This window comes from Sphaerospermopsis reniformis (genome assembly GCF_005402885.1).
GTDB lineage: Bacteria > Cyanobacteriota > Cyanobacteriia > Cyanobacteriales > Nostocaceae > Sphaerospermopsis > Sphaerospermopsis kisseleviana.
This window is the reverse complement of sequence record NZ_BJCE01000270.1, coordinates 1-6,635: the sequence shown is the minus strand read 5'-3', so window position 1 is coordinate 6,635 and position 6,635 is coordinate 1. Positions and strand designations below refer to the sequence as shown.

At 40.6% G+C, this 6,635-nt stretch carries 5 protein-coding genes; all 5 read right to left on the bottom strand.

The features are described 5' to 3' along the window. Positions 1 to 186: 186 nt before the first annotated feature. A complete protein-coding gene (locus FFR48_RS23890; protein WP_137669089.1) occupies positions 187 to 1,578 on the bottom strand; it encodes a UDP-glucose dehydrogenase family protein in 1,392 nt (463 codons plus the stop codon). Between the two features lie 90 nt (positions 1,579 to 1,668). Beyond that, complete coding sequence (locus tag FFR48_RS23885) at positions 1,669 to 2,604, bottom strand: UDP-glucuronic acid decarboxylase family protein (RefSeq protein WP_137669088.1); 936 nt, start codon at positions 2,602 to 2,604, stop codon at positions 1,669 to 1,671. Between the two features lie 574 nt (positions 2,605 to 3,178). Beyond that, positions 3,179 to 5,335 carry a cation:proton antiporter domain-containing protein gene (locus FFR48_RS23880; RefSeq protein ID WP_137669090.1) on the bottom strand — a complete coding sequence of 719 codons (2,157 nt, stop codon included), beginning with the start codon at positions 5,333 to 5,335 and terminating at the stop codon, positions 3,179 to 3,181. Between the two features lie 167 nt (positions 5,336 to 5,502). Further along, on the bottom strand, positions 5,503 to 6,156 hold the full coding sequence (locus FFR48_RS23875; RefSeq protein WP_096569294.1) for an HAS-barrel domain-containing protein: 654 nt from the start codon (positions 6,154 to 6,156) through the stop codon (positions 5,503 to 5,505). 131 nt (positions 6,157 to 6,287) lie between these two features. Then, positions 6,288 to 6,482, bottom strand: a complete 195-nt coding sequence (locus tag FFR48_RS23870) for an NAD(P)H dehydrogenase subunit NdhS (protein ID WP_096569291.1) — start codon at positions 6,480 to 6,482, stop codon at positions 6,288 to 6,290. Positions 6,483 to 6,635 lie beyond the last annotated feature (153 nt).

Genomic DNA, 6,635 nt, shown 5'->3' with positions numbered 1-6,635 from the left:
ATTATCGGTTTTTACCTAAGACTATCATCCGAATGCTGATGCTTCCAGCACGCTTCGCGAACGCCCCTACATTGTTGACGCGAAACCTAAATCAAAATGTGGTTTATTTACCTGAAAATAGCTGTAATCTCCCCATCTCCCCAATCATCAATCACCAGTCCCCAATCACCAATCACCAATCACCGTTTATCTACCAACACCTACATATTGGAAACCCGCTCTTACCATCGTTTCCGGGTCCAAGAAGTTACGACCATCAATCATAACGGCGTGGTTCATTAATTTTGCCATTTTTGCATAGTCCAAAGTGCTGAACTGTTGCCATTCGGTAACGAGTACCAAAGCATCACAGCCATCAGCCAGTCTTTCGGCATCGGTTTCTACCAATACTCCTGAAAGACCATGACGCATACCTGTTTGGGAAATAATCGGGTCATAAGCTTTGACTTTAGCTCCCAGTCGATTGAGTTGCTCAATCAAGTTGAGTGCAGGAGCATCCCGTAAATCGTCTGTATCGGGTTTGAAGGTTAAACCGAGTAGTCCCACAGTTTTACCTTTGAGGATTTTTAAAGCTTGTTGTAATTTTTCCAAAGCAATCAAACGCTGACGTTCATTCACACTCACAGCAGCTTTGAGTAACTGGGCTTCATATCCATAATCATCAGCGGTGTGAATTAGTGCTGATACATCTTTCGGGAAGCAAGAACCACCCCAACCTATGCCCGCTTGCAAGAACTTGTTACCAATTCGGGAATCTAAACCAATACCTTTTGCTACTTGGGTAACATCAGCACCAACGCGATCGCAAATATTTGCCACTTCATTAATAAAACTAATCTTAGTTGCCAAAAAAGCATTGGCAGCATATTTAATCATCTCTGCTGAACTCAAGTCGGTCACCAGCACTGGTACAGGTGGTAAAGACTGATCAACAGCAAACTTGCGTTTTACAATCGGAGCATAAAGTTCCTTCATCATGGCGATCGCCTGTTGACTGTTCCCTCCCAAAACAATCCGATCCGGGTTAAAGGTGTCGTAAACTGCTGAACCTTCCCGCAAAAACTCTGGATTACTCACAACATCAAAGTGAGCGGAAATTTCCGGTGGTTTTTCCTCAGCAGATGAACCACCTACCGCCACCAATGACTTCTGACGTTCAACAATACCATCTAAAACAATCATCCGTACCCAGTCACCAGAACCGATGGGTACTGTAGATTTATTCACAATTACCTTATAACCGCCATTGAGATTAGCTCCAATCCCACGCGCTACAGCTTCCACATAACGGGTATCACTTTCACCATTAGGTAATGGCGGAGTTCCCACAGCAATAAACAGAATTTCCCCGTGGGCAACTCCCCCAGCCATATCCGACGAAAATTGAATATTTCCACTATTAATAGCAGCTTGCATAATTTCCGAAAGTCCAGGCTCGAAAATTGGCGACTGCCCAGATTTCATTAACTTTAGTTTCTCTTCGTTGTTATCTATGCAGATGACATCATGACCAATATAAGCTAAACAAACTCCTGTGACTAAACCCACATAACCAGTCCCGATTACACAAACACGCATTTTTTAAACTCCTCGTTTTTTTATTATCAGTCATTGGTTATTAGTCATGAGTTGTTGGTTAACAAATGACTAATGAGAACTGACTATAGACTAATCATTAGTTTTGATACGTTGACGGAAATCTTCTACTGTTAGTTTTAACCCTTCTTGTAAAGGAATGGTAGGTTGCCAATTTAATAAAGTTTTTGCCTTGGTAATATCGGGACGACGACGACGAGGATCATCGGAAGGTAGGGGTTCAAACTTAATTTCTGCATCTGGGTTAACCATATTTTGTACTGTCTGTGCCAGTTCTAAAATAGTGTATTCATCAGGATTACCCAGATTTACAGGTCCGATGTAATCACCATTCATCAGCCTCATTAGACCTTCAACTAGATCAGATACATAGCAAAAGCTGCGAGTTTGTTTACCTTCACCATACACGGTTAAAGGAACTCCCTTTAATGCTTGCACAACCAAGTTACTGACTACCCGACCATCGTTTTCTAACATCCGTGGTCCATAGGTGTTAAATATTCTGGCTACACGAATATTAACTTTATTTTCTCGGTAGTAGTCAAATGTCAAAGTTTCCGCAATTCTTTTACCTTCGTCATAGCAGGAGCGGATACCAATAGGATTAACACTACCACGATAATCTTCGGTTTGGGGATGGATTTCTGGATCACCGTAAACTTCACTGGTGGAAGCTAATAAAAATCTCGCTTTCACCCTTTTAGCTAACCCCAACATATTCAGGGTTCCCATCACATTAGTTTTGACGGTTTTAATGGGGTTGTACTGGTAATGCACCGGAGAAGCAGGACAAGCCAAATGATAGACTTGATCCACTTCTAAGCGAATTGGCTCAGTAATATCATGACGGATCATCTCAAAATAAGGGTTATTGAACCATTTGAGGAGATTGCGTTTATTTCCCGTATAGAAGTTATCCAAACATATAACTTCATGTCCATCAGCCATTAGTCGGTCTATCAGATGAGAACCAATAAACCCAGCACCGCCAGTCACTAAAATTCTCATAGTTTCCCAATTATTTTCTAGATATTTCCAGGGGTATTATCCTTATTTTTAGATTACCCGGCTTCAGTATATTAATACATAGTTAAGGAAAATAACTCTCAGTAGATTAAGCAATTTTCCCACAGAGCCTGTACAAAATTATTATTGATTTTCTTTTATCTTCTAAATGAATTTGGAATTTTCTGTTATTTTTCATCAAATCTTCAACATAATCTAAAAAATGTCAAGTTTTTTTACAAGAAGTGTCGCCAGTGATGATGAATTAAATAATGAGCAAGTCCTAAGTTGACAATTTCATAGACAAAACTATACTTGTATTAACAAAAATCAATATATTTTTAGGAAAAAATCAACTACTTGATATATAATACGGTGATATCAAGTATTGAATTGAGACTATTGCCGACGCGAAAACCAAGCAATGATGGTGGTATTCTTTTTCAGAAACTTAATTGGAACACAATCGCGTCTGGCTAAGGCGTGAAAGTCTACTGAGGGATAACTGCTCCCATGCTCCCGTTGAAGTAGAAAGTAAAGTCTAGTTTTGTCTAGGTTTTATATAGCAGAATTGTGGTTAGTATTTTTGTGAAACCGCTATTTTATTGTGGTTAATATTTGACAAAGCAAGTGTATGATGGCGTTGTGGTTCTCCCAGAATGATTATGGAGCAGGTAAGTTGCCTAGCTAATTCGCTGGTAACATCACTCATAGCTAACCCTCCAGGGATAGTACGATTACGGATAAAAGGCAATACAACTAAATCATACAATCTTGCAGCCTGTAAAATAGCTTGAGCAGGATTTTCATGAGTGAAAATTTGAATTTCTGGTGGATTTGGCACAGCTAAATTAGATACCCATTGGGATAAATGCTCTCTTCTGGCAGAAAGTTGACTAGCACTGGTGCGGCGATCGCAAACATTGAGAAGAGTAATCTGGCTTTGATTAGCATCTGCCAAGGTTTGAGCAAATTGTACAGGTGTAAGTGCTGGCGTGGTTAAATTTTCTATCGGCACTAAAATACGCTGAATTTTTTTTGGTGATTCTACCAGACGTGCCACAGCCACTGGACAATGGGAAGCCCAAAGCACATTATCAATGACATTCCCTAATAAACGCGCCCGCAAACCAGTACGTTTACCCCAACCTATAATAATCAAATTCGCTTTTTGTTCACGAGCAGTCCTGCATATTCCAGGAGCGAAAGCATCATCAATTCTCAGTAATGGTTCTGCTGGTGCGCCTAATAACTGACTTTGTGCAATGGCTTTAGCCAATAACTTTTCACTGTGCTGCCAAGCGGTATCTAACTGGGGTGCATCCATTTGAGATGTAGCATGAGCGATCGCTAATGGTAAAACTTTACCCTGGGATTGACAGGCTAATAAGGCCGCCATTTCCATCAAATACTTTTGCGTTTGGGGATTTTGGATAGGTACGATGATAGTAAAATTACCCTGAGATGATTGTGATTGCTGCTGAGAAAAAGTAATTGGTGATACTTCTTCCACCGATGAACAGGTCAAATTCACAGCACACCCAGCAGCCATGAGACTTGTCAGCCAAGGTCCCAAAGTCGCTGTAATCAGCACCAAGATAATGGCAGTGTTTAATACCTCTCCTGACAGTACACCAGACCTGTATCCCCCTACAGCCACCGCTAATGTTGTACCTCCCAAGGGAAGAGATAGTGACCAAATAGTTAGTGTTTCCTGCCAACTATAGCGGTAAACCAACCTTGCCAACACAGATGCCATAAATTTGCCGACAATCAAACCCACTAAAATTAATAGTAATAACTTGATTGTGCTGTACCCAGCAAAGAAGCTAGGTAAATCAATCCTTAAACCTAAGTCAATAAAGAAAATAGGAATAAATAAAACACTGCCGATAAATATTAATTTTTCTTTAACTGGTCCTTCGCCTATAGCTTCATTAACGGCTAAACCTGCCAGGAAAAAGCCCACAATTTTGTTTAAACCCATCAGTTGTGCAATGACAACTGCCAGAAATACAGACATCAACACACACAAAAACTTGTTACCCTCCTCATCCCCAGAACGGCGGAAAAATTCTTGGATCGCCCAATCAAAACCGACTAACACTATCATGAAGTATATTATTACCCAGCCTAATATAGTTATTAGTTGAGAAAATTTGGATAACCCACCATGAAAGCTGGTGATAGCAACAGTTAAGATTAGCAGTGTGCCGATATCTTTAAAAATTGTGGCTCCCATTGTCATAGTCACAGCCTGATTATTTGTCAATCCCAAACGATTGATAATTGGATATGCCAAAAGAGAGTGAGAAGACAGGAAGCAGCCTATTAGTATAGAACTATGCCAACTAAAGTCCAAAAATCGTCCTCCTAATGTTCCTAGCATCAGGGGTAAAAGGAAACTAAAAGCACCAAATATTAAGGAACGACTTTGCTGTTGACGGAAAAGTGGGATATTAAATTCCAATCCGGTGATAAACATCAAGTAAACTAACCCAATGTCTGATAGCAAGGCCATCATTGGCAATTCAGGTTCAAATAAGCGCCAACCTGATGGACCTAGTACCACTCCAGAGCCAACCAAACCTACTAATGCTGGCAATCTTAGTCGCTCAAAGAGGATAGGTATAACAAAAATAACTAACAGTAAAATAGCCAAGGGAACAATAGGTTCTGGTCCTAGAACTTGAAAGGTTGGATCTAACGTCAGAACTTGTGACACAAGTGGCATCATAAAAAACATTTATCAGTTATCAGTTGTCAGTTATCAGCTATTAGGAGTTCAAAAATTTCCAGGACTCAGGAGTTATACACTGAATACTGAATGTTGAATGTTAAATGTTGAAGTTTTGTCGCTCCCTGCTCGCTACCTATTCCCTATTCCCTATTCCCTATTCCCTATGGGTGAATTTGGCTCAAAATAAAGCGTAGTCGATCATAATCGTCTTTTAGCAGTACACTGAGATGGCGACCAGCTTTAATCAGCCATTCTCTGTCAGCTTTGCGTAATTGGTAAACTTCACGAATAGCAGATGCAGCTAAAGATTCTACTGGCGCACCATTAATCAAAAGTAACGTCCTTAAAAAATCTAATTTTTCTGTGAACCTGACGATCGCTTCTGGTTGACACCGATAAACCGCTTGATGTATTTGGGGCGGACGTGGTGGGAGATACTGATACACTCCTTGGTTACTGAGATTTTGTGACTGCTGCTCAAATCCAACAATTGCCGCCCGAAATTCTGTTCTGAGCATAGCAAATATCTGGGGTTGTTCTTCTCGCAAAGTTTGCAAAGACAAACCCAACGCCCTAGCCCGGTGTACAGAATCTATGGGCATAGTTGTGGCATGATATACTACAGCATAGATTTGATTCCCAGATTCTTCATCTACAGCACAAACCCAACTACCAAAAGGTGGCATAACTGGAAAACTCAAGTCTTCTGGTTCTAGACATTGCGCCAAAAATTCGGTAGTTGTGGTTTCGATCACCTCCGCAATGTGGTGAGGATGGCGATCGCCTGTCGCAAACTGTGGTAAGGGTAGACGCATGACAATCAGTTATCAGTTAACAGTTATCAGTTATCATCTGTCTTTTATCAACTGTGGACAAATGACAACTGACAAATGACAACTGACTAATGATGACTAATGATGACTAATGATGACTAATGACGAAAGAATTATTTTCCTTTTTTCTTGGCAGTAGTTTCTACGAGTTCTAATTCTGGCAAGCGGAAGGTAATAATTTTGTCCCAGTTACCACCTTCAAACAGTACAGCTACTTTACCATCACTTACTCGTTGCACAAGTCCTTCATACCGATAGTATGTATCTGCGGGATTTTTGACGCGAACAGTGGCTCCAGGCAGAATCATGTTTTTACCCTCAATTTGTTCTCTTTTATTAGCTTAATATTAGTTGATGGTGATTGGTAATTGGTAATTGGTAATTGGTGATTGGGAAAATCAAATTGATTACCCAGTCCCCAGTCCCCAGTCCCCAGTCCCCAGTCCCCAGTCCCCAGTCCC

What these genes read in the sequence shown, in the direction of transcription:
- FFR48_RS23885 (WP_137669088.1), bottom strand. Translation starts at nt 2,604, where the DNA reads ATGAGAATTTTAGTGACTGGCGGTGCTGGGTTTATTGGTTCTCATCTG.
- FFR48_RS23880 (WP_137669090.1), bottom strand. Translation starts at nt 5,335, where the DNA reads ATGCCACTTGTGTCACAAGTTCTGACGTTAGATCCAACCTTTCAAGTT.
- FFR48_RS23870 (WP_096569291.1), bottom strand. Translation starts at nt 6,482, where the DNA reads ATGATTCTGCCTGGAGCCACTGTTCGCGTCAAAAATCCCGCAGATACA.
- FFR48_RS23890 (WP_137669089.1), bottom strand. Translation starts at nt 1,578, where the DNA reads ATGCGTGTTTGTGTAATCGGGACTGGTTATGTGGGTTTAGTCACAGGA.
- FFR48_RS23875 (WP_096569294.1), bottom strand. Translation starts at nt 6,156, where the DNA reads ATGCGTCTACCCTTACCACAGTTTGCGACAGGCGATCGCCATCCTCAC.